The 21,991-nt window shown below is 67.7% G+C and carries 16 protein-coding genes; 7 read left to right on the top strand and 9 right to left on the bottom strand.

The features are described from left to right. Positions 1-320: 320 nt before the first annotated feature. Entirely contained in the window at positions 321-1,175 is an 855-nt protein-coding gene (locus FHS74_RS17165; protein WP_184802740.1) for an SDR family NAD(P)-dependent oxidoreductase, read from the top strand. A gap of 106 nt (positions 1,176-1,281) precedes the next feature. Here the strand turns inward: FHS74_RS17165 and FHS74_RS17160 are convergent, their stop codons facing one another. Further along, positions 1,282-2,700, bottom strand: coding sequence for an aminotransferase-like domain-containing protein (locus tag FHS74_RS17160; RefSeq protein WP_184802738.1), 1,419 nt, complete (start codon positions 2,698-2,700; stop codon positions 1,282-1,284). Positions 2,701-2,842: 142 nt separating this feature from the next. Here FHS74_RS17160 and FHS74_RS17155 point away from each other — a divergent pair, with 142 nt between their 5' ends. Both FHS74_RS17155 and FHS74_RS17150 read left to right on the top strand, forming a co-directional pair. Beyond that, on the top strand, positions 2,843-3,745 hold the full coding sequence (locus FHS74_RS17155; RefSeq protein ID WP_184802736.1) for a LysR family transcriptional regulator: 903 nt from the start codon (positions 2,843-2,845) through the stop codon (positions 3,743-3,745). A 129-nt stretch (positions 3,746-3,874) separates the two neighbouring features. Beyond that, positions 3,875-4,726 carry an oxidoreductase gene (locus tag FHS74_RS17150; protein ID WP_184802734.1) on the top strand — a complete coding sequence of 284 codons (852 nt, stop codon included), beginning with the start codon at positions 3,875-3,877 and terminating at the stop codon, positions 4,724-4,726. A 2-nt stretch (positions 4,727-4,728) separates the two neighbouring features. On the opposite strand, the gene FHS74_RS17145 is transcribed toward FHS74_RS17150, so the two are convergent. The 4 genes from FHS74_RS17145 to FHS74_RS17130 form a co-directional block, all read right to left on the bottom strand. Next, positions 4,729-6,258, bottom strand: a complete 1,530-nt coding sequence (locus tag FHS74_RS17145) for a cryptochrome/photolyase family protein (protein ID WP_184802732.1) — start codon at positions 6,256-6,258, stop codon at positions 4,729-4,731. Further along, a complete protein-coding gene (locus FHS74_RS17140; RefSeq protein WP_184802730.1) occupies positions 6,255-6,398 on the bottom strand; it encodes a DUF2256 domain-containing protein in 144 nt (47 codons plus the stop codon). Before FHS74_RS17140 ends, FHS74_RS17145 begins: the two co-directional genes overlap by 4 nt. A gap of 23 nt (positions 6,399-6,421) precedes the next feature. Beyond that, a complete protein-coding gene (locus tag FHS74_RS17135; protein WP_184802728.1) occupies positions 6,422-7,945 on the bottom strand; it encodes a cryptochrome/deoxyribodipyrimidine photo-lyase family protein in 1,524 nt (507 codons plus the stop codon). 316 nt (positions 7,946-8,261) lie between these two features. Beyond that, a complete protein-coding gene (locus FHS74_RS17130) occupies positions 8,262-9,746 on the bottom strand; it encodes a methyl-accepting chemotaxis protein (protein ID WP_184802726.1) in 1,485 nt (494 codons plus the stop codon). A gap of 519 nt (positions 9,747-10,265) precedes the next feature. Here FHS74_RS17130 and FHS74_RS17125 point away from each other — a divergent pair. Beyond that, complete coding sequence (locus tag FHS74_RS17125; protein WP_184802724.1) at positions 10,266-12,347, top strand: M1 family metallopeptidase; 2,082 nt, start codon at positions 10,266-10,268, stop codon at positions 12,345-12,347. Between the two features lie 38 nt (positions 12,348-12,385). On the opposite strand, the gene FHS74_RS17120 is transcribed toward FHS74_RS17125, so the two are convergent. Then, positions 12,386-14,092, bottom strand: a complete 1,707-nt coding sequence (locus FHS74_RS17120; RefSeq protein ID WP_184802722.1) for a methyl-accepting chemotaxis protein — start codon at positions 14,090-14,092, stop codon at positions 12,386-12,388. A 703-nt stretch (positions 14,093-14,795) separates the two neighbouring features. On the opposite strand from FHS74_RS17120, the gene FHS74_RS17115 reads away from it, so the two are divergent. Then, positions 14,796-15,239 carry a helix-turn-helix domain-containing protein gene (locus FHS74_RS17115; RefSeq protein WP_184802720.1) on the top strand — a complete coding sequence of 148 codons (444 nt, stop codon included), beginning with the start codon at positions 14,796-14,798 and terminating at the stop codon, positions 15,237-15,239. A gap of 304 nt (positions 15,240-15,543) precedes the next feature. Here FHS74_RS17115 and FHS74_RS17110 read toward each other — a convergent pair whose 3' ends face one another. From FHS74_RS17110 to FHS74_RS17100, 3 genes are all read right to left on the bottom strand, one after another. After that, on the bottom strand, positions 15,544-17,667 hold the full coding sequence (locus FHS74_RS17110) for a multicopper oxidase family protein (protein ID WP_184802718.1): 2,124 nt from the start codon (positions 17,665-17,667) through the stop codon (positions 15,544-15,546). A gap of 109 nt (positions 17,668-17,776) precedes the next feature. Next, positions 17,777-18,226 carry a DUF1810 family protein gene (locus FHS74_RS17105; protein WP_184802716.1) on the bottom strand — a complete coding sequence of 150 codons (450 nt, stop codon included), beginning with the start codon at positions 18,224-18,226 and terminating at the stop codon, positions 17,777-17,779. A 103-nt stretch (positions 18,227-18,329) separates the two neighbouring features. Then, complete coding sequence (locus FHS74_RS17100; RefSeq protein ID WP_211106358.1) at positions 18,330-18,956, bottom strand: FMN-dependent NADH-azoreductase; 627 nt, start codon at positions 18,954-18,956, stop codon at positions 18,330-18,332. Positions 18,957-19,175: 219 nt separating this feature from the next. Here FHS74_RS17100 and FHS74_RS17095 point away from each other — a divergent pair, with 219 nt between their 5' ends. After that, positions 19,176-20,132, top strand: coding sequence for a LysR substrate-binding domain-containing protein (locus FHS74_RS17095; RefSeq protein ID WP_184802714.1), 957 nt, complete (start codon positions 19,176-19,178; stop codon positions 20,130-20,132). 161 nt (positions 20,133-20,293) lie between these two features. Next, a complete protein-coding gene (locus tag FHS74_RS17090; protein WP_184802712.1) occupies positions 20,294-21,925 on the top strand; it encodes a hypothetical protein in 1,632 nt (543 codons plus the stop codon). Positions 21,926-21,991: the final 66 nt, after the last annotated feature.

Here is a 21,991-nt window from a genome sequence, read left to right as displayed (position 1 = left end):
CAGTGTCGGGGTCCCGAAGAGACCACCCGCACCCGCCGTTTCCCCACCCCAACGCTGTTATATTAGGAGGGCGCGGCGCCGTGTTTGCGGTATCGTGGCCATCACGTCGTGACGGCACGACACCACGATGGGCGTCAGGCCTCCGGTTCGTGATATGATTTATCGGACAAAAAGACCCCCGTAAAGGGGATTTGCGGCCGTGGGGAATTGCCGCCCCACCCCCGGCGCCCTAACTATCCCTCCGGTCCCAGCGTTGATCGTCCCATCCGCGCTGGGCCTTTTGGCCCCTGAGGCCCAATCCGTGAGGTGAGGGAACATCCATGCCCGACAGCAACCCACCCGCCACCGGCCCCGTCGACGCGCCCGAGCCGCCGCCCCCCGGCGTGCCCGAAGGCGTCACCCAACACCTCTATCCCGTCTACGGCGACCTGGCGGGCAAGGCGGTGCTGATCAGCGGTGGCGGCTCGGGCATCGGCGCCTATCTCACCCATGCCTTCGCCGCCCAGGGCTGCCGCGTCGCCTTCATCGCGTTGCGCGAACAATCGGCCATGAGCCTGGTGCAGGCGGTGGAGGCCGCGACCGGCCAGCGCCCCTTGTTCCTGCGCTGCGACCTGCGCGACGTGGAGACGCTGCAGGCCAAGGTGCGGGAGGCGGAGGCGCAGATGGGCGCCTTCGACGTCCTGGTCAACAACGCCGCCCGCGACGACCGCCACGCCACCGCCGATGTCACGGTGGCGGACTGGGACGATAATTTGGCCATCAACCTGCGCCCGCAGTTCTTCCTGGCCCAGGCCCTGGCGCCGGGCATGAAGGCCGCCGGCGGCGGCGCCATCATCAATCTGGGCTCCACCGCCTACAATCTGGGCTTGGCGGGGTATCCGGCCTATGTCGCGGCCAAGGCGGCAGTCACCGGCCTGACCCGGGCCCTGGCCCGCGAATTTGGGCCCGACGGCATCCGCGTCAACACCGTGGTGCCCGGCTGGGTCATGACCGAGCGGCAGCAGCGCCTGTGGGTGACACCGGAAGCCCTGGCCGAAACCCTGGCCGCCCAATGCCTGAAGCGCCCCCTGACGGGGGAGGACATCGCCAGCGCCGTGCTGTTCCTGGCCTCCCGCGCCTCCAGCATGATGACCGGCCAGTCCATGGTGGTGGATGGTGGGAGAAGCATGATCTGAGATTTTAGAGTCTTTCCGGCTTTCGTTGAAACGCCGGAAAGACTCTAAGCTTTTGTTTCATCATGTGATTCACGGTTCAGATGCGTCCATCTGAACCGATCGCACTCTAGATCACCCCCACCGCGCCGCCCCCCTTCGGTCCCGCCAGCAATCCCGCCACGCGGATCAGCGCGCCCTTCAGCGCCGCCGTGTCAGGGGCCGCACCCAGGGCCAGGCGGACGGCGTTGGGCACCGGACTGTCGCTGGACAGGAAGGCGTCGCCCGCCACCAGGGTCAGTCCGGTGCGCGCGGCGCGCTGGACGAAAGCATGGGGTGTCCAATCCGCCGGCAAGCTCAGCCACAGGTGCAGGCTGTCGGGCTGGGCGGCGTAACCACCGGCGGGCAACACATCGGCCGCCAGCCGCTGGCGGGCCGCCGCCTCCGCCCGTACCGCGTCAGCCAGTGTGGCGGCGGTGCCGCCCAGAATCCATTCCGCCGCCAGCCCAACCGTGAAGGGGGACGGCATCTGCGTCACGATACGCAAGGTTTCCTGCAACCGTTCCGCCCGCACCGCGTCGGGCGCGGCGACAAAGGCCACGCGCAGGCCCGGCGTCAGACATTTGGACAGGGTGGACAGGTGCCAGACCTGACGCGGCGCAAGGGCCGCCAGGGGCGTGCCCGGCAGGGCGGCGAGGGCGCCATAGGCGTCATCCTCCACCACCTCCAGACCCTGGGTGCGGATCACCTCGGCGATGGCGCGGCGGCGGTCCTCCGACATCGTCGCCGTCGTCGGGTTATGGTGGGTGGGAACACAGTAGAGCAGGCGGGCGCCGTGGCGACGGCAGGCGGCGGCCAGGGCGTCGGGCAGCAGCCCTTCGCCGTCGCAGTCGACCCCCACCACCCGCAGGCCCAGGCGCGACGCGATGGCGGTAAAGCCGGGATAGGTCAGCGCCTCGGCCAGCACCACGTCGGCCCGTTGCGCTAAGGAGGCCAACAGCGCGTACAGCGCGCCATGGGACCCCGCCGCCGCCAGCACCCGATCGGCATGGGGGGCATCCGCCGTCGCCACGCCAGCGGCGGCATAGCGCCGGCGCAGCCACGCGGCCCCGGCCGTTCGTTCCTGCGCGCTACCGCCCGCGGGCCGATACCCCAGGCGACGCCCGAGGTCAGGCGCCCGCACGATCCTTTCCAGCCCTTGCGCCAAATGACTGCGCAGCAGCGCCAGCGGCTGCGGCGGCATGTTCATGGTCATGTCGATATCGGCCTGCGCCAGGGGCGCCATGTCGACCGCCGCGCGGTCGGAGACGAAGGTCCCCCGGCCCACCACGCCCGACAGCAGGCCGCGGTGCCGCGCCTCGGCATAGGCGCGGGTGACGGTGGTGAGGTCCACGCCCAGGACCTCCGCCAGCGCCCGCTGGGTGGGCAGGCGGTCGCCGGGCACCAGGCGGCCGGCGCCGATATCGGCCGCCATGGCGTCGGCGATGGCCAGATAGACCGGCCCGCCCCGGCCATCCAATCGTGGAACCCAGAGATCGTCGTCCATCATCCCCCGCCCGAATCCATGCAATACATACGTAAATCCATACATGCCATATTGCATGGCATCAATATGGATGCCGAGACCATGCAATCGATGGCCGCGTGGTGTGCTAAACAGTGCCGGTTGATCCTGTAGGGGAGCCGGCATAATGCGCGGCAGTGAGTTCGCGGACCTTCGCGCCTTCGCCACCATTGTGGCGCAGGGCAATTTCGCTCGGGCGGCGGCACAGCTGACAGTCTCCCCCTCCGCCCTCAGCCAGACCATCCGGGGGCTGGAGGCGCGGCTGGGCGTGCGTCTGCTAAACCGCACCACCCGCAGCGTCTCCGTCACCGATGCCGGATCGCGGCTGTATGCCCGCCTGAAGCCGGTGATGGAGGAACTGGAGGCCGCCGTCGCCGACGTGAACGACCTGCGCGAACGGCCGGCCGGCACCTTGCGCCTGACCTCCTCCCGCGTGGGGGCGGAACGGTTCCTGGCCCCCATCCTGGGCCAGTTCCACCAGGCCTATCCCGACATCATCCTGGACATCACGGTGGACGACGTGGTGCACGACATCGTGGCCGAGGGGTATGACGCCGGCATCCGTCTTGGCGAAATGATCTCCGACGACATGGTGGCCATCAAGCTGGGCGGAAGCCTGCGCCAGGTGGCCATCGCGTCACCCGACTATCTGGCCCGCCATGGCGTGCCCCAACACCCACGCGACTTGCTGGACCATGCCTGTGTCAACTGGCGCTGGGCGGAGACGGGCCGCATCTACCACTGGGAATTCCAGGAACCGGACGGGGACTGGTTCTCCGTCGCCGTGAAGGGCCCCATCATCGTCACCGACAAGAGCCTGGTGCTGGCGGCGGCCCTGCAGGGCCTGGGTGTCGCCCTGTGGCTGGAGGATCGCATCCAGCCCTATGTCCAGGAGGGCAGCCTGGTCACCATCCTGGAGGAATGGTCGGGCACCTTCCCCGGATTCTTCCTGTGTTATCCGAAACAGCGGCATACGCCCCTGCCGCTGCGCGTCTTCACCGACTTCATCCGCGCGACCTACGGCGGCTGATTATATAATTCCTGCTTCATTATCCGTTTCGATTATGGCGCATACCGCGTAGGGCCGCGGCTCGCCATCTTCAGGTGCATCCCCGGCCCAGCCTCCTTGGCGGGCCGGCTTTCAGGAAGGATGCGGATCATGGCAAACAATACCCCGACGGCCGGCGGCCCCAAGGTTTGGTTCATCACCGGCATCTCGCGCGGTTTCGGCAAGGAACTGGCACGCGCGGTGCTGGACCGGGGCCACGTGGTCATCGGCACGACCCGGGATGGCCAGAGCGACCTGCCGCCCCACGAGCGCCTGCATGTCCTGCCGCTGGACGTGACCAATGCCGGGCAGGTGGGGGAGACGGTGACCCGGGCGCACGCCCTGCATGGGCGGCTGGACGTGGCGGTGAACAATGCCGGTTATGGCCTGCTGGGCGCGGTGGAGGATGCCGACACCGCCGCCACCCGGCAGATGTTCGAGGTCAACTTCTTCGGCGCCGTGGCGGTGATGCAGGCGGTCCTGCCCCTGATGCGCGCCCGGCGGGCCGGCCACATCGTCAACATCACCTCCATCGCCGGGCTGGCACCGGGCGTGGGGTCGGGCCTTTACGCCGCGTCCAAGTTCGCGCTGGAGGGTGTGTCGCTCAGCCTGGCGCAGGAGGTCGCCCCCCTGGGCATCGGCGTCACGCTGGTGGAGCCGGGCGCCTTCCGCACCGACTTCCTGACGGAACAGTCGCTACGCGTCACCGGCGGCGGCATCGCGGATTACGCGGCGACCGCCGGGGCGGCGGTAGCCCGCCTGCAGGCGCAGAACGGCCAGCAGCCCGGGGATCCGGCGCGGGGGGCCCGCGCCATCGTGGCTGCCGTGCTGTCCCCCAACCCGCCCCGGCATTTAGTCCTGGGCACCGACGCCTGGAACCGGGTGCAGGCCCGGCAGCAGTCCTTCGCCGCCGAACTGGCCGAGTGGCGGGCCGTCACCCTGGGCACCGATTTTCCAGTATAAGGCTATAGCGCTTCCAGGCGGCGGCGGGTGTCCGCCGCCTGGGCCCGCAACGCCGACCGGTCGGCCGGGTCCATGCGCGCCAGCTGGCGGTAAGGCAGGGCCAGACGGGGATTGGTGGACAGCGCCGCCGCGTGGCGGTCGAGGAAATCCCAGTACAGGGCGTTGAAGGGGCAGGCGCGCGGTCCCACCCGCACCTTGCGGTCATACCGGCAGCCCCGGCAATAGTCGCCCATGCGGTCGATGTAGGCCGCCCCCGAGACGTAAGGTTTGGTGGCCATCAGTCCGCCGTCGGCGAACTGGCTCATACCCAGGGTGTTGGGCAGTTCCACCCATTCAAAGGCGTCGACATACACCCCCAGATACCAGCGGTGGACCGCCGCCGGGTCCAGGCCCGCCAGCAAGGCGAAATTGCCGATGACCATCAGGCGCTGGATATGGTGGGCATAGGCATGGCGCAGCGACTGCCCCACCGCCTGAGCTAGGCAGCGCATGCCCACGCGCCCTGTCCAGAACCAGGGCGGCAGGGCCAGCGCGTGCTCCAGGGCGTTGCGCTGATCGTAGCCGGGCATGTGGGCCCAGTAGACGCCGCGAACATACTCGCGCCAGCCCAGGATCTGGCGGATGAACCCCTCCACGGCGGGCAAAGGCGCAGCACCCCGCCGCCAGGCGTTTTCCGCCGCCGCGATCACCTCCCGGGGTGACAGCATCTTGACGTTGAGGGCGAAAGACAGAAGCGAATGGAAGAGGCGCCAGCCCCGCGTGCTCATGGCATCTTGATAATCGCCGAAGTGGGGCAATCCCCCATCGATGAACGCGTCCAGCTGGGTCAACGCCTCCGCCCGGTTCAGCGGCCAGCGCAGACGGTCCGCCATCGGCTCGCCGAAGCTGGCGACCCCGCTGGCGACGATCTCCCGCCACAGCGCGGTGTGGTCATGGCGGGGCCGGGTATCGTCGGGCTCGGCCGGTAGACCGGGCCAGGGCTTGCGGTTGTCGTGGTCGTAATTCCACTGGCCACCCGCCGGCCCCCCCTCAGGCTCCAGCAGCACGCCGTGGACACGGCGCATATGGCGATAGAAGTGCTCCATCAGCCACCGTCGCCGGTCGCGGAAAAGGTCGGCGGCCGTATCCCGGGCGCTCAGGAAATGATCGCTGTCGACCATGCCCGACGGCCCAGGCCACACGTTGGCATAATCCGCCAACTGGCGGTCCACCCGCCACTCGTCCGGGGCCTGGTATTCGAAGGTCGTGGCCCCGTGCCGGTCACGCAGCATGTCCAGGTTGGCCGGTATCGCCTGCCGGTTGGCGGGGTCGCCAATGGCCAGATAATCCACCACATGGCCGGCCGCGCGCAGGTGCCGGGCGAAATCGCGCATGGCGGCGAAGACCGCCAGTATCTTCTGCGCGTGGTGCAGGACGTAGTCCGTCTCCTGTCGCACCTCCATCATCGCGTAGACCACGCCGCTTTCCACGCGCGCGAACCAGCGATGCCCGGGGCTTAGTTGGTCTCCCAGGATCAGACGCAGCGTGGTCATGGCCGCCGCCCCGCCTGGCGGCGGCAGCGGTCGGAACAGTATTTCACCACCTCCCAGACCTGCTTCCACTTTCGGCGCCAGGCGAAGGGCCGACCGCAGCCGGCGCAGGGCTTGGTGGGTAGATCAGATTTCCGGCGCATGCGCATGGGGGCACTCCGTCCGCCTACAGGTCCAGGGTCAATTGACTGTGGGTGGTGCCGGGCCGCCGGACCCTGGGGGCCATGGGCCGGCGCGAACCGTGCTTATCAACCAGCGCTGCCACGGCGGCCTTCACCGATGGCTGCGCCCTCACGCCGTGCACGCGGGCCTTGGCGGCCCGGGTCGCCACGTCCAGGTCAACGACGGGCCACGGAATGTCCGTTCCAACCCGCACTCCGCAGCGGTTCTGCACATCCGCCGGCATGCGCCACGGCTCGAACAGCCAGCTGTCGGGCACCCGCCGCATCGCGGGCAGCCAGCGGCGCACGAAGCGCCCCTGGGGATCGTGGTCCCGCGCCTGCTTGATGGGGTTGTACACGCGGGTCGTGTTCATGCCGGTGGTGCCGGACTGCATCTGCATCTGGCTCCAATGGATGCCAGGTTCGTAATCCAGGAACTGGCGCGCCAGCCATAGGCCGACGGGCCGCCAGTGCAGCCAAAGCGGATACGCCGCCACCGAGACCAGCATGGCCCGCATGCGGAAGTTCACCCACCCCGTCTCCCGCAGCATGGCGACGCAAGCGTCGACCAACGGCCAACCGGTGCGGCCTGTCACCAGGGCCTGGAAATGATCCTCGTTCCACTCACCCTCCCGCAGCCCGTCATAGCCCGGGTGCAGGTTGCGCCATTCCAGCGCGGGCTCGCTCTCCAGCTTCTGAATGAAATGGCAATGCCAATGCAGCCGGCTGAGGAAGGCGGCGAGGCCCTGCCGTCGCGAATCCGGAGCGTCGCAAGGCGCCGCGAGTTGGCGCCGCGCCGCCTGCGCCACCTCGCGCAGGCTGAGCGCGCCGTAAGCCAGATAGGGTGACAGACGGGAACAGGCGGTGGGCGCGGACAGCGGTGACGACAGGCCACCGCGATACCGACCGCTACGGTCGCGCAGAAAGCTGTCCAACACGGCCAAACCCTGAGACCGGCCCCCCGGCTGGCGCATTGGCGGATCAATGGGAACGAGCCCCAGTTCACCCGGCTGGGGCGGCGCGTCACGCCGACCCAGGGTGGAGGCGAAGCAGGCCGATGGAATGGGCAGGCAGGGGGCCGCCATGTGCGCCTCCCACGCGTCTTGCCAGCCATCACGGGTGGCGAGACGCCGGACCACACCGAATTGCGGCACCTCATGCCAGGCCACGCCATGATCCCGGCACCATCGGGCCACGGCCCGATCCCGGTGGAAGGTCAGGCCGTTGCCTGTTTCCTCATGCGCGTGCAGCGCCCTGAACGGCGCACGGCGGTAAAGGTCATCCAACACCTCCACCACTTCTCCGGTCGCCAGGTGCAGGGCGCCGCCCCGGTGGCGCAGATCGGCCGCAAGATCACCCAGGCATTCCAGGATGAATTGATAGTGCTGGTTGGCGGCATCCGGCTGACGCCATAGGCTGGGTTCGATGACATAGAGGCACAAGACAGGGCCCTGCCGCGCGGCGTGATGCAACGCGGCGTGATCGGCCAGGCGAAGGTCGCGTTTGAACCAGACGACACTGTAGGTCATTGCACCCTATCCCCGGTGTGAGCGGCCGGCACGGGAGGCGGCCCTGTACCACCGATGGGTACGCGGCTGCAGGGCCGGCGGATCGGCGGATCGGTGGGAAAATCACCTGGCCCGCGCATCCACGGGGGACCCGGTTGGCCGGGATGGCCGACGTCAATCCACGCGACAGCCGTTTCGGTGGGGCGAAGGCGGCCACAGGGTCCGCCCTTGGTTCCTAGAGTCTTTCCGGCTTCCGTCGAATCGCCGGAAAGACTCTAAGCTTTTGTTCCGGCGTGCGATTCACGGCTCAGATGCCGCCATCTGAACCGATCGCACCCTAGCGCACGAGGACGCGGGCGGCTTCCTTGGTCTTGGTCACCGCCTGGTCCACTTCGCCCACGGCGACACCGATGCCGTCCAGGTTGCGGGTGACGCTGTCCACGGCGGCGGACGTCCGCCGCATCTTGTCGGACATGGCGCGGGTGACGGCGTGCTGCTCGTCCACCGCCTGGGCGCTGGCGGTCACCTGGTCGCGCACCGTGCCGATGGCCCGGCGGATGGCGTCCAGCGCCGTCACCACGTCACCCGACACCGCCTGCATGCCCTCGATCTCATCCGAGATGCGCTGGGTGGCCGCCGCCGCCTGGTTGGCCAGATTCTTCACCTCCGTCGCCACCACGGCGAAACCGCGACCGGCCTCGCCGGCGCGCGCCGCCTCGATGGTGGCATTGAGCGCCAGCATGTTGATCTGGCCGGCGATGGCCTGGATCATCTCGACCACGCCTTCCATCGAATGCGCCGCCCGGGACAGGCGCTGGGTGGAACCGTCGACCCTTGCAGCCAGGTCGGCGGCCGTGTCGGCGGCCGTGCGCGACCGCACCATGCCCTGCGCGATCTCCAGGCTCGACGCCGCCAGTTGCTCGGCACCGGACGCCATCATCTGCACGGCCTCGGACGTCTCGGACACCGCCTCCCGCGCCTCGCCCGACCGGCGGCTGGACTGCGCCACCGCCCGGTCGATCTCTCCAAAATTGCTGTCGATCAGGCTTTTCAGATCGCCCAGCATGCGCACTTGGCGGGTGATGTCGGTCGCGTACTTGACCACTTTGTAGGGCCGGCCCGCGGGATCCAGGATCGGGTTGTATGATGCCTCGATCCACACCTCGCGGCCGCCTTTGCCCAGGCGCCGGAACTGCGCGGCCTTGTATTCCCCCCGTCGCAGGCTTTCCCAGAACTGGCGATACTCGACGCTATCGCCGTGGGCTGGATCGACGAACAGGCGGTGGTGCCGCCCCTGGACCTCCGTCAGGGTGTAGCCCATCGCCGCCAGGAAATTGTCGTTGGCCGTCAAGATCGTGCCATCAAGATCGAATTCGATGACGGCGAGGGCTTTGCGGATGGCCATCATCTGGCCCGCCGAGTCAGCCTGTTCACGCATCCGCGCGGTGATGTCGGTGGCATATTTGACCACCTTGTAGGGGCGCCCGGATTTGTCCAAAAGCGGATTGTAGGACGCTTCGATCCAAACCTCACGACCACCTTTGCCAAAGCGACGGAACCGCGCGGCCTGGAATTCACCGCGGCGCAGCCGTTCCCAGAATTGCCGATACTCCGCGCCATCCCGCTCCGCCGGATCGACGAACAGGCTATGATGCCGCCCCTGGACCTCCGCCAACGTGTAGCCGACGACGTTCAGGAAGTTGGCGTTCGCCGTCTGGATGGTCCCATCCATCGCGAACTCAATGATGGCCTGGGATTTGTCCAATGCCGCCAGCCTGGCGGCCATTTCGGCGGTGATGCGGGAAGAGGTAAAGAAAGGCATATGGAAATCTCCTGCCCACGCAAAACCCTCAGCCATCGAGTCGTTTTGAACGGATTAGATCTAAAACAGATGGCGTGGAGCTAAGACTGCGCGCGCCGATACTTTGGATTGGCAAGATTAAAGGAGAGTTAACAGCAGACACCACCAAGATAAATACTATCCTGCCTTCCATTAAAATGGCTTGAAAAATAGTTTTGCCGCCAACATAATTGGCTTTGAACTTTGCCGTGATTCACCTCTTTTCGGCGATATCATCGCAGCTCTTCGGTACGTGCTGGTGTCGATCCTGGATCACCGCCAGGTTCCGATATCCGCCCACAGATGCCGTGCTGAACGCGGCAAGGCCCCCTCACGGCAGCGGTGGCCGCCCGATGGCCCAACGATGGCTGGTCGGGCCGGAAATACCCGCTCTTTCAATCGCTTGAAGCGGCAACCGGGGTTCCGTTCCCCGGGTAAATGGCGGATGATGCCCTTTCCCCGCGCTTCCCATCCCCCAATTGCGCCAAGGTTGCCACCCTGATGACGATATCCCGGTTTCGCCGCACCGCTTCCACCGCCCTGGCCTTGATCGCGGCATTGGCGCCGGCGGCAGGCCTGGCCCAGGCGCAAACGGCGACCCGATTCCTGGAAAAGCCGGTGGACATGGACCCGTCGTCGGCAACCGCCTACCGCCCGTTCGAGGCCTTCGCGCCCCTGACGCTGCCGCAGCCGGTAAATCAGTACCGCTCAGGCAACGGCCTGCCCGGCCCGGCCTATTGGCAGAACCGCGCGGACTATGAACTGCATGCCCGGCTGGACACCAGCAAGCCCGACACACCCACGCTGAGCGGGGACGTCGTCATCCGCTACACCAACAACAGCCCGGACGCGCTGGACCGGCTGTGGCTTCAGCTGGACCAGAACATCTACCGCAAGGATGCCCGGGCGGCGGTGGCCAGCGGCGGCCGCCCGCGCCCCGGCGCCACCGACGGCTTCGTCATCAGGACGGTGACGGTCGACACGGGTGATGGCAAGGGCGGTGATGGCAAGGGCGGTGATGGCAAGGCGGTGTCCCTGCCCTTCCATGTCGATGACACGCGGATGTGGGTGGACCTGCCCCGGCCGCTGGCGGCCAAGGGCGGCAAGCTGGCCCTGCGCATCGACTACGGCTACACCATCCCCGGCACCTGGGGCGGGCGCACGGCCCATACCCCCACCCGCAATGGCGAGATTTATGAGATCGCGCAATGGTACCCGCGCATGGCGGTCTATGACGACCTGCGGGGCTGGGACACCCTGCCCTATCTGGGGGCGGAGTTTTACCTGGAATATGGCGATTTCGACTACACGGTCACCGTGCCGTCCACCATGCTGGTCGCGGGCTCGGGCGAACTGGTGAACGGGGCGGAGGTGCTGACGCCCACCCAGCTGAAGCGCCTGGATCACGCGCGGGCCAGCGACGCCACGGTCATGATCCGCACCCCGGAAGAGGTGACGGACCCCAGGAGCCGGCCGCGCGACACCGGGGAGATGACCTGGCATTTCCGGATGAAGAACACCCGTGACGTGGTGTTCGCGGCGTCCGCCGCCTTCGTCTGGGACGCCGCGCGCGTGAACCTGCCGGAGGGCCGCCACGCCCTGGCCATGTCGGTCTACCCAGTGGAAGGCGTGGGCCCCGAGCGCTGGGACCGGTCGACGGAATACCTGAAGGCATCCATCGAGCATTTTTCTAGCCGGTGGTTCCCCTATCCCTGGCCGGTGGCGGTGAATTTGGGCGGGCACGGCGCCGGCATGGAATATCCCGGCATGGTGTTCGACGGGTACAAGGACCAGGGCAAGGGCCTGTACTGGATCACGGCGCATGAGATCGGCCACACGTGGTTCCCCATGATCGTGGGGTCGAACGAGCGGCGCGACGCCTGGATGGATGAGGGGACGAACACCTTCATCGACATCTATGCCCAGGACGCCTTCAACCATGGCGAATACGCGCCCAAGCGCGATGGCGAGTATGCGCCGGGCGGCGGCAACCCGGTGGACGAGATCCTGCCGCTGCTGACCGATGCGGCGGCGCCCAACATCATCAACGCGCCCGACGGCATGACGGAGAAGTACCGCCACCCCGTCAGCTATTTCAAACCGGCCCTGGGGCTGGTGCTGTTGCGCGAACAGGTGCTGGGGCCGCAGCGGTTCGACGACGCCCTGCGGCGCTACATCCGCGCCTGGGCATACAAGCACCCGTCACCGTCCGACTTCTTCCGCGCCATGGAATCAGGGGCGGGCGAGGATCTGTCCTGGTTCTGGCGCGGCTGGTACTTCAACAACTGGGCCGTAGACTTCGCCATCCGCAAGGTGGAGTACGCCGACGGCGGACCGGGCAAAGGCGCCCTGGTGACCCTGGCGGCGCTGGACCGCCTGGTCCTGCCCGCCACGCTGCAGGTGGAGTATGACGACGGCAGCCAGCGCAGCGTGCGCGTGCCCGTGGAAACCTGGCGGGGCCAGGCCGAGGCCACCATCCGTCTGGACGGCGGCCCCGCCATCCGCCGCGTCACCATCGACCCCGCCCACGCCCTGCCTGACACCAACCGGGGCAACGATGTGTGGAGCGCCCCCACGCCGTAAGGATGGGTACCAGGACCGCGAAAAGGGGGCCCGGCGCGTCACGCGGCGCGGATGCGGGCGATGAAGTCATTGACCTGGGTCCGCAGCACCTCGGAATTGCGGCCAAGGGCATTGGCCGCGTCCAACACCTGGGTGGCCGATTGCCCCGCCTCCTCCGACGCCACGGTGACACCCGCGATGCTGCGGGAAACGTCCTGCGTTCCGGCGGCGGCCTCATCAACATTGCGGGCGATCTCGCGCGTCGCCGCGCTCTGTTCCTCCACAGCGGAGGAGATGGAGGTGGCGATCTCGCTGATATCCTCGATCACGCCGGTGATGCCCTCGATCGCATCAACCGCCTGGCGGGTGGATGTCTGGACGGCGACGATCTGGGCCGCGATCTCATCGGTGGCGCGGGCCGTCTGGTTGGCCAGCGACTTCACCTCGCCCGCCACAACCGCGAAGCCCCGGCCAGCCTCACCCGCCCGCGCCGCCTCGATGGTGGCGTTCAGGGCGAGCAGGTTGGTCTGGCTGGCGATGTCGTTGATCAGGCCTATCACTTGGCCGATGCGGTCGGCGGCACCCGCCAGCCCCCGCACCTGCTCGTTCGCCTCCCGGGCGCGCGCCACCGCGGTGCCGGAGATGTGGGTGGAATGGCTCACCTGGCCACTGATCTCACTGACCGAGGCGGACAACTGCTCCGCCGCCGTCGACACCGTCTGCACGTTGGCGGTGGTCTGATCGGCGGCGGCGGCGACGGCGGTCGCCTGGCGGCTGGTCTCCTCGGCGATTGAGGACATGGCCTCCGCCGTGGCCGTCAGTTCGACCGCGGCGGAGGATACCGCCTCCACCACGCCACCGACGTTGGCGTTGAACAGATCGGCCAATTCGTTCATCGCCCGCTTCTTCTCCTCGGCCGCGCGCCGCTCCTGCGCCCTGGCTTCGGCCTCCATCTCGCGGTTGCGGATGATGTTGTCCTTGAATACCTGCATGGCGGCCGCCACCTCGCCCAACTCATCCCGCCGGCCCAGGCCGAAGATGGTCAGGGTGACGTCCCCTTCGGCCAGGCGGCGGAGACAGGCGACCATGCGGGCGACGGGGGCAGCGATACCCAGTTGGCCGATCAGCACGCCCAACGCCAGGCCGACAGCCACGCCCAGCAGCGACCCCCATACCATGGTGTGGCGCGCCAGCACGGCCGCCTCGGCACCGGCGCGGGCGGTGCGCGTACCCAGTTCGTCGAAATGGTCGGCGACCGCCTTGACGGCCTGCTGCAACTGGTCGGCGGTCGCGCGGTTGCTCTGCACCGCGCGGATGATGTCCTTCTGGCCGTCGCTCAGGGTGATGTCCGCGCCGCGCTCGCGCGCCTTGGCCAAGGTCTGTTCCAATCCCCGGATGTAGACACGATAGCTGGCCTCGATATCGGTCACCATCTGCTGTTCGGCCCCCCCGGCGCTGCCGGCGCGCAGATCGGCCAAACCTTGTTCAAAGGCGCGGCGGTTGATCTCCACCCGCTGGGCCACCACGGCCAGTTCAGCCGGACTGGCGTCCATGCCGATACGGTATTCCCCGCGGTTCAGGGCAAGCAGCGCCTGGTTGACACGCGCCGCCTTGAGGGCCAAGCCGTCGGCCGCGTCGATCTCCAAACCAGCCTGCGCGAGGCGCGTGACATAGCTGTAGCCGACATATCCAAGGGCCCCGACGACAAGCGACAACACGCCGACCAGAACCAGGATCTTGTGAACCAGGCGAAGATTGCTGAGCATGGTGATGGTACCTTCATGTAAGGCTTTGCCATGTAAGGCTTTATGGGCGTTTTTCCGCCCTGCCGGGCCAGGCCGCGCGCGCGCCGTGTTCCGGCCCCTGTAGGGCTGGGCTTGCGGGGCCGGCGGGAGCCGGCGATATAGTGTCGGCCGCTGCGGATCCGCCCCCATGACCAGGTGGCGGAGCAAAGAAGTGAAGGGAGCGCGAAATGAAGGGGGCCTACCGCTCCCCGCGGCACGGGATCGGATGAAGAAACGATTTAGAAGATACAGGCGGGATCGCCGGATTCGGAATCACCGCTCCGCAGGACCTTGGACAAACGCCGACGCCCCTGCCATGGCGGCCGGTTGAGAGGCCTTTATTATATTTTTACCCGCACCCTCTATAGTCGAATGGCATACCGGACAAAGCGAGCAAGGACTGGGGAAACAGCCCCCGGCCCCTCCTTCCATACCTTCGCGCCACCGGGGGCGGTAAGGTCATATGTCTTATCATGATCGGCTTTCCACAGAGCTGGCGACGGCGCACCAACGGATGGGAAAAGGGATTCTATGGACACCATATTTGCAGCTGTACGACTGCTTTTCAAGCCGATTTATAACCTAAAGATATACGAACGGCTTCAAATAGGCACGTCCCGGCCACAGCCCGCCCGATCAGCATCATCCACGTTTCCGCGTCTAGCCTGAGGCGGAGGCTGCTGCTATGGCGCGACCGCTGAAACCGCAGACGCCGCTGGCCGAACGGCTGATCCGTGCGCGTGGGGCGATGCGGCGCACAGAAGCCGCGAACCGACTGAAGACCCATCCTGTCACGTTGGGGTCCTATGAACGCGGCGCCGCCCTGCCGACGGCGGAAGTGCTGATCGCCATGCGGGAGGTTTACGACGTCTCGCTGGATTGGTTGCTGGCCGGCGTCGGTGAGATGCGCCAGCGGCCGGGGGCGCCCCCGGAGGTCACGCCCGACCGACGCCGGTTGCGTAGCGCGTTGCGGGCCTTCGTCGACGCGGTCGCCAGCCATCCAGCCATGCTGGACCGGACACCGGATGACTTGGCGGACTGGATCGTCCGGGGATACGACTGGCTGGGCAGCCTGACGAGCGAGGGGCACGACGGCGAGACACTCCACCCACCCCTAAAAGAAGCCTAACGACTTCATTAGGTGCCGATGCCTCCGCCTTAGGCACGGGTGGCTTGCGAGTCGCCGCGCCGGCGGCGGGGGCCCTGGGAAAGAGGGCCACCGTCGAAGAGCGGCGGCCTCGTTCGTCGCTCCCCAGGCCTTGAGAGTGCGATCGGTTCAGATGGAAGCATCTGAACCGATCGCACGACGGAACAAAAGCTTCTAAGCAGGTTCCTCCAGATCGGGCCACATATGGCCCGGCCTGGAGAAACCTGCCGACTCTATGGTTCAGCAGATTTCCGAGCCCGCCCATGGGGGGGCTCGGAAAGTCTGCTTAGTGCGGCACCGCCGGGGAGGGCGCCGGGTGGCCCGGGCCACGGCTGGTGTTGGCCGGGGCGGCGCCCGCCGCCTCGTGCATGTGGACATGGCGGGACGGTGTGGCCTGGTCGGCCGGCACCATTTCCACCAATTCCATCATGCCCGTGTCCTCATGGTTCGTGTTGTGGCAGTGCATGACCATCTGGCCGGTGTAATCCAGCGCCTGGCTCAGGAACTGCACCACCTCGCCGTAATTGTTCACCGAGCCGGCGACATTGGTGACGCCCTGCGGGAAGGCGCAGTTGCCGCCGCCCATGGCGGGGGCGCAGTTGATCAGCACCGTGTCGCGCCAGACCGGGAAGGCGTAGTCCACCGTCCCGCGCTTGATCACCTGGAACGAGTTGGTGTGGATGTGGAACATGTGGGTGTCGGCCGCGCTCTGCACGCCCCACAGATTCGTCTGGCCCAGGGCCAGGATCCGCTGCGGCCGTTCCGGGGTGAACGGGCGGCCGTTGACCACGGAGGCGCCGCCGGTGCTGTTGGCGTAGGTGCCGCTGGTGAAGCCGAACACCACGCCCTGGGTGGGTGAGGACGGCACGCCCGTCGTGCCCGCCAGAGTGGCGGGGGTGTACAGCGCGTTCAGCTGCGTCTGCGTCGGCAGCGCCGTGTTGTAGCTCCCCGAGCCCTGCACGACATTGACGGTCATGACCACCTGGCCGCCATTACTGAGCTGGGACGCCTGGCACAGGCTGGACATGGCGGGCAGCAGCACCGGCGGGTTGTAATTGCCCGTCTGGGTCGTCGCCGACAGCTGATAGGTGCCGGGCGTGGTGGGGGGCTGCATGGCCAAGCTGGCGGACGACGCCGGCTGGATCAGTTGATAGGTGCCGACAGCCGTGGGCGCCTGCATCATCAGGTCCAATCGCTGGCCGGGCGACAGCAGCAACAGTTCGTTGTTCACCACGCCGTTGCCGTCAGGCGTCAAAGCGGGCGGCTTGAGCGCCAGGGGCAGGTCGGGACTGGGCACTGGCCGCTGGAGGGGCACGCCGTCGGCGGCCAGGACGTAGGCGGTGGGCGTCGCGGTGGCGCCGCCCGTGGGCACCAGGCACATGGGCAGCACGTTGCCGACGGTGGCGTTGACCACCCGCCACAGCTGCACCTCGCCCGTCTGCATGGTGACGGTGGGCGACAGTTGGCCGTTCACCGACAGCTGGCCATTGACGTTGCTGATGGGCGTCGGCGCGGAGCCGCCGGGATAGGTGCAGGTGCTGCCGTTGGTGCCATAGACGCCCGCGCAGGTGATCTGCAACGGCGCGCCGGTGGCGGCGCCCTGGGGCGTGCCGGCCTGGATGGTCTGGAACACCATGACCTTTTCCGCGGCCTGCTGCACCGGCACCAGGCTGTCGATGCCGTGCACCGGGTCCTGGATGATCAGGGCGCCGGCCTCGCCGTTGGACAGCTGGAACGCCACGGAGCCGTGCTTGTGCGTGTGGTACCAGTAAGTGCCGGCGGCGTGCGCGGCCGGTATCTGGATGGAATAGCTGTAACCGACCTGCTGGCAGAGTTCGGGTTTGCCCATATCCTCGGCGCAGGACTTGATCACCGACTCCGGCGTGCCCACGGGATAGAGGCTGAGCAGGACATTGTCGGAATTGCCATTGGGGCTGACATGCAGGCCGTGGGTGTGCAGGTTCACCACGTCCAGCCCATGGGGCACGTCGTTGGACATGAAGCCGTCACCCTGGTTGACGTTATAGGACAGCAGGTTGCCCATCAGGATGTTGAGCGTGGTGCCCGGCTGCGCCCGGATGGTCGGCCCCACCAGCAACTCATTGGGCGCGGGCCCGGAAGCGGCAGTGGCCTTCTTGCCGGCCTTGTCCAGCTTCCCCACCTTTCCCGTCGTGCGCGCCGTCTCCAGCATCCGCTTGGCGGTGGCCGTGCTGGTCTGGTCGGGGAAATTGAGAAAGGCGTTGGCCTGCACCGTCAGGCTGGCGCCGTTGCCGTTGGGCACGGTGAAGGTCTGCGGCAGCAGCACCAGCAGACCCGTCCCATCCACCTGACCCACCGCCGGTGGCATCACCAGTTCGCTGGCGCTTTGCGCCCCCGCGGCGTCGGTGACCAGCACCCCCGCCGCCATCATGACCGCCGAACACGTCCGGCTTTTTGAGAAAAAGGACACGCGCGTTACCCCCAGTAGCGTTTTCCCTGGGGGAAGACTACCCGATAAACGCGCAGCCATCCATAACGCACTACCTATGCAGGCAGCCTTGCGACACCATGGCCAGGTCCAGGGTCCGTTGATCAGGCAGCCCGCCGAAATACTTGTCCAGCGCCCGCTGGAACAGCGTATCGCCATCCCCCGCCACCCGATGGAACAGGGTCATGCACGAGCGGAACTTCAGAGCGTCCACCGGACCGAACACCGCCGCCGCGTCCTGGCCCGGCAGGCCGTTCACCAAGGCCGTCAACTGGCGCAGTCGCCCGCCCAGGATGGTGTGGTCCAGGTAGGCCCCGGCCTCGTCCAACGATGCCAGCGCGTAATGTTGCGACGTCGCACTTTGGCCCAATCCCGCGATCTGGGGAAAGAAGTACCACATCCAGTGGCTGCGCTTGTGGCCGGTCACCAGTTCCTGGATCACCGTCTCCAGCTGCGGGCTCTGGGCGTCGACGAAGCGTTGCAGATCACCAGGGTGGCGCACGGTCCCCTCCTTCCTGTCCTATGGCCGATCGTAAGTAAAAGCAAAGCCGGCGCCCCTTTTTCAAGGGACGCCGGCTTCAAACGGCCAACAGGATGGAAACGGGTCAGGCGGCTTCGGCCAGGAACAGGGCGCCGATCTGGGTGGTGGCGGCCTCCAGCGCGCCGGCCTTGGACTCAGGCCCCATGGCCACACCCTCAGCCCGGACGATGGTGACGTCGGTCAGGCCGAGGAAGCCGAGGAAGGCCTTCAGATAGGCTTCCTGGTGGTCCAGGGCCGCCTCATAGGGCGTGCCGGCGTACTTGCCGCCACGGGAAGAGACGATCACCACCTTGCGACCGCCGGCCAGGCCCTGCGGACCGGACTCGGTATAGCGGAAGGTGCGGCCGGGTTGGGCCAGGCGGTCCAGGTAGGCCTTCAGCTGGCTGGGAACGGAGAAGTTGTACATGGGGGCGCCGATGACCACGACATCGGCGGCCAGCAACTCGCCCACCAGGCTGTCGACCAGGGCACGCTCCGCCTGCTGCGCCGGGCTCAAATCCTGGTTGGCGCCAAACTTGGCGACCTGCAGCAGTTCGCCATCCAGATGGGCGGGAGCGACGGCGGCGACGTCGCGATAGACCACCTCACCGGCGGGATTGGCCTGCTGCCAAGCCTGGACCACGGCGGCGGTCAGCTGGCGCGAGACGGAGGCCTGGCCCAAGGGGCTGGAATCGATGTGCAGGAGCTTCATGATCGGGACCTTCATTCTGGGGTGGGCGCTGACGCGCCCGGCCTGGGGTGGGCGCTGATACGCCCGGCCTGGGATGGGCGGCGGGGGACCCCGGCCGCTGAATACCCGCCCAGAATGCCACTGGAACGCTATTGCCATCAGAGGGCAGAATTCACACTCTATGTTCCAGATCTGGAACGATGACAGCGCCGAGCCCCCTGGGGCGGCCGAGGACACCGCATGCGCGACCTGAACGACCTCTATTACTTCGCCCAGGTGGTGGAGCACGGCGGCTTCGCCGCGGCGGAGCGGGCGCTGGGCGTGCCCAAATCCACCCTCAGCCGCCGGGTGTCCCTGCTGGAGGAGCAGTTGGGCGTGCGGCTGCTGCAACGCTCCACCCGTCGTTTCGCCGTGACGGACGTGGGCCGCACCTACCATGCCCATTGCCTGGCCATGATCGCCGAGGCCGCCGCCGCGCAGGAGGTGGTGGACCGCACCCGGTCGGAGCCGCAGGGCACGGTGCGTGTCAGCTGTCCCACCGCGCTGGTCTTGACCCGCGTGGGTCCGGTCGTCACCCGCTACATGGCCCAGTACCCCCGGGTGAACATCCGGCTGGAGGCCAGCAACCGCCGCGTCGACGTCATCGAGGAAGGCTATGACCTGGCGATCCGGGTGCGCATGCCGCCCCTGGACGATAGCGACCTGATCGTCAGGGTGCTGGAGAGCCATGGGTCCGCCCTGGTCGCCAGCCCCGAATTCCTGGACCGCCACGGCCGCCCCACCACGCCGGGCGACTTGGCGGCCCTGCCTAGCGCCGACATGCCCCGCACCGGGGGCGAGTATGTTTGGCGGCTGTACGGGCCGGACGGCATCCTGCGCACGGTGGCCCACCAGCCGCGCCTGATCACCGAGGATATGGGCCTGCTGCGCGACGCCGCGCTGACGGGGGTCGCCATGACCCAGCTGCCCCACTTCGTCATCGATAACTACCTGGCGCAGGGGGCGCTGGAGACGCTGCTGCCGGGTTGGACCCTACCGACGGGCGTGGTGCATGTCGTCTTCCCGTCCCGTCGCGGGCTGGTGCCAGCGGTGCGGGGGTTCATCGACGCCCTGGCGGCGGAGTTCGCCGACCGTCCCACCACCCCCTGCCCGGCCAACCCGGCGTTCATCGGCCGAGGCCCGGCACTGAGCCTGTGACATCCGGGCCCGTGGCTGGAAAGCCACCGACCTGGCACATCTGCAACCATCCCCCCGATTGCCCTTGACGCCCCCCCTGCCCGTAGCGCTATTGATGGTTGTGTCGAGGACCTAAGCATAAGAATTGCGGGGATATTTCGGTTTTGGGGGATCCATCCGCCATGCCTTGGCTGTCTGGTGTCCAGCACCGTGGTGCGCGGCTGCTCGCGCGCCTGCGCGATGCCTGGGCGCCACCGTCCCCCGTGGCTTGGCTGACCATCGCCGGCGCCATGCTCCTGATGCTGTGGCCGGCCTTGTTGAATGGCTTCCCCATCGTCTTCTTCGACACCGGCGGCTACATCGAGACAGCGGTCCTGCACAAGCCGGTCGAGGGGCGGTCGCTGGCCTACGGCCTGTTCCTGCAGGCGACATCGCTGAACTGGCGCACCCTGTGGGGCCCGGTGGTGGCGCAAGCGGCCCTGACCTTATGGCTGCTCCACCAGTTGCGGGCCGGCCTGACGCCGGGCGGTGATCCGGGCCGGATCGCGACCTTGGCCTTGGTCCTGCTGCTGTCACTGTGCACCGGCATGGCCTGGTACACCGCCCAGCTGATGCCCGACCTCACGGTCCCCTGGGTGGTGGCGACCCTATGGCTGCTGGCCTTCCGCTGGGATTCGCTGACCTGGACCTCCCGCCTGGGCATCGCCGCCGTGGGGCTGCTGAGCCTGCTGTCACATATGTCGGGAATGGCGCTGGGCATTGGGCTGGTGGGCGTGCTGGGGCTGATGAAGGCCATCGGCGGCGCCCTCCGCCCCCGGTCCTGGCGGGCCCTGCGCCTGCTGCCGCCAGCGGCCTTGGTCGCCGGCAGCGTGATGGCCCTCCCCTTGTTGAACGGCGTCGTCACCGGCCAGGCCACGCTGACCCCGGGCGGCCCCCTGTTCCTGTTCGGCAGCCTGCTGCAACAGGGGCACGTGCGGCGCCTGCTGGACGAACGGTGCGCGGACGACCCGCACGCCTATGCGCTGTGCCCCCTTCGCCACCGCCTGCCGACCACGGCGGACGAGTTCCTGTGGGGTGGGGATTCCCCCCTGGTCACGCTGGGCGGCTGGCAGGCCATGACGCCGGAGGCCGCCCGCCTGAACGCGGCGGTGATGAGGCGGTATCCCATCGCGCTGGCGCTGTCGTCCCTGCAGGCGGGGCTGGAGCAGTTCTTTCGCGTGCAGACCGGCGATGGCCTGGATGAATACCACGGCGGCACCCGGGAGGTGATGCACCTGTGGCTGGCGAGGCTGGAACCCGCCTACCTGAAGGCCGACCAGCAGAACGAGGGCCCGACGCCCGGCATGGCGGACCTGTCCAACTATCTGGCGGTTCCCCTGGCCTATGTGGCCCTGGCCATGCTGGCCGCGTTGATCCCCCAAGCGGTAAGGCGTCGCGACGGCGTCGCCCTGGGGGCCCTGTTGTTCCTGTGGGCAGCGCTGGCCGGCAACGCCCTGATCTGCGGGGCGCTGTCCAATCCTCACGACCGCTATCAGAACCGCCTGGTATGGCTGGTTCCTGTGTTCGCGCTGGCGCTCAACAGCCGGCTGCGTGCCCTGGCGGGCGTCGAGGCCGAGCCCGCCATCGTGGTGCCCAACGCCCCCCTCCTGCCCGGCCTGCTGCGTCGCCGCTGGCCGCGCATCGCCCTCCCCCGCCCGGCGGACGCCCCGGCCCTGGGGTTGCGGGTACCCGAAATCGCCGTCATCGACCTGACCGTGGCCGATTTGGCCGCTGTGAACCTGGCGGCGGAACAGGCGCCGGCGTCCCTACCCTGACCTTCTTGGTAAGGCGCAATTCCCCATTGATTGCGCTACGGTTTTATTGCCTTCGTGCCGAACGCG

Origin of the sequence: Nitrospirillum iridis, assembly GCF_014205765.1 — a bacterium.
Taxonomy (GTDB): Bacteria; Pseudomonadota; Alphaproteobacteria; order Azospirillales; family Azospirillaceae; genus Nitrospirillum; species Nitrospirillum iridis.
Note: the sequence above shows the minus strand (reverse complement) of the source record. Positions and strands in the feature narration are given on the sequence as shown.

Bases quoted from the DNA above. Each gene is read 5' to 3' on its own strand.
- FHS74_RS17155 (WP_184802736.1), top strand. From the start codon at position 2,843: ATGCGCGGCAGTGAGTTCGCGGACCTTCGCGCCTTCGCCACCATTGTG.
- FHS74_RS17090 (WP_184802712.1), top strand. From the start codon at position 20,294: ATGCCTTGGCTGTCTGGTGTCCAGCACCGTGGTGCGCGGCTGCTCGCG.
- FHS74_RS17095 (WP_184802714.1), top strand. From the start codon at position 19,176: ATGCGCGACCTGAACGACCTCTATTACTTCGCCCAGGTGGTGGAGCAC.
- FHS74_RS17165 (WP_184802740.1), top strand. From the start codon at position 321: ATGCCCGACAGCAACCCACCCGCCACCGGCCCCGTCGACGCGCCCGAG.
- FHS74_RS17130 (WP_184802726.1), bottom strand. From the start codon at position 9,746: ATGCCTTTCTTTACCTCTTCCCGCATCACCGCCGAAATGGCCGCCAGG.
- FHS74_RS17100 (WP_211106358.1), bottom strand. From the start codon at position 18,956: ATGAAGCTCCTGCACATCGATTCCAGCCCCTTGGGCCAGGCCTCCGTC.
- FHS74_RS17135 (WP_184802728.1), bottom strand. From the start codon at position 7,945: ATGACCTACAGTGTCGTCTGGTTCAAACGCGACCTTCGCCTGGCCGAT.
- FHS74_RS17120 (WP_184802722.1), bottom strand. From the start codon at position 14,092: ATGCTCAGCAATCTTCGCCTGGTTCACAAGATCCTGGTTCTGGTCGGC.
- FHS74_RS17110 (WP_184802718.1), bottom strand. From the start codon at position 17,667: ATGATGGCGGCGGGGGTGCTGGTCACCGACGCCGCGGGGGCGCAAAGC.
- FHS74_RS17150 (WP_184802734.1), top strand. From the start codon at position 3,875: ATGGCAAACAATACCCCGACGGCCGGCGGCCCCAAGGTTTGGTTCATC.
- FHS74_RS17140 (WP_184802730.1), bottom strand. From the start codon at position 6,398: ATGCGCCGGAAATCTGATCTACCCACCAAGCCCTGCGCCGGCTGCGGT.
- FHS74_RS17145 (WP_184802732.1), bottom strand. From the start codon at position 6,258: ATGACCACGCTGCGTCTGATCCTGGGAGACCAACTAAGCCCCGGGCAT.
- FHS74_RS17160 (WP_184802738.1), bottom strand. From the start codon at position 2,700: ATGATGGACGACGATCTCTGGGTTCCACGATTGGATGGCCGGGGCGGG.
- FHS74_RS17125 (WP_184802724.1), top strand. From the start codon at position 10,266: ATGACGATATCCCGGTTTCGCCGCACCGCTTCCACCGCCCTGGCCTTG.
- FHS74_RS17115 (WP_184802720.1), top strand. From the start codon at position 14,796: ATGGCGCGACCGCTGAAACCGCAGACGCCGCTGGCCGAACGGCTGATC.